This window comes from Streptomyces africanus, from assembly GCF_002150735.1.
In the GTDB taxonomy this organism is placed as follows: domain Bacteria; phylum Actinomycetota; class Actinomycetes; order Streptomycetales; family Streptomycetaceae; genus Streptomyces; species Streptomyces africanus.
Map to the genome: position 1 here is coordinate 21,184 of NZ_MUKA01000044.1, position 219 is coordinate 21,402.

The window sequence follows — 219 nt, forward strand, 5'->3', positions numbered from 1 at the left end:
GCCGGGCGAACTCCACGCACGAGCCCTGCGAGTTGCTGTGCCGGCTCTTCTGCCAGGCCACACCACGCAGCCCGGCGGCCGCCATACCGTTGTACACGTCGTGGTCCACAGGTCGCTCCCCGGTGGTGCACTGGCTGGTGTGGCCATTGATGCAGCGGTCAACTGACCCGGATCATAGCCCTGTTCATGTGCAGATGCATGGGCAGATGCACGTGCACG

General features: G+C 65.3%; 1 protein-coding gene (only partly in view). It reads right to left on the reverse strand.

What is annotated here, in order from left to right; genetic code table 11:
- On the reverse strand, positions 1 to 109 hold the 5' portion of the coding sequence (locus CCL05_RS06970; RefSeq protein WP_425275897.1) for a DUF397 domain-containing protein. 41 nt of this gene lie to the left of the window's left edge; the window shows 109 of its 150 coding nt (coding positions 1-109); its start codon is at positions 107 to 109; its stop codon lies beyond the left edge, outside the window.
- Positions 110 to 219 lie beyond the last annotated feature (110 nt).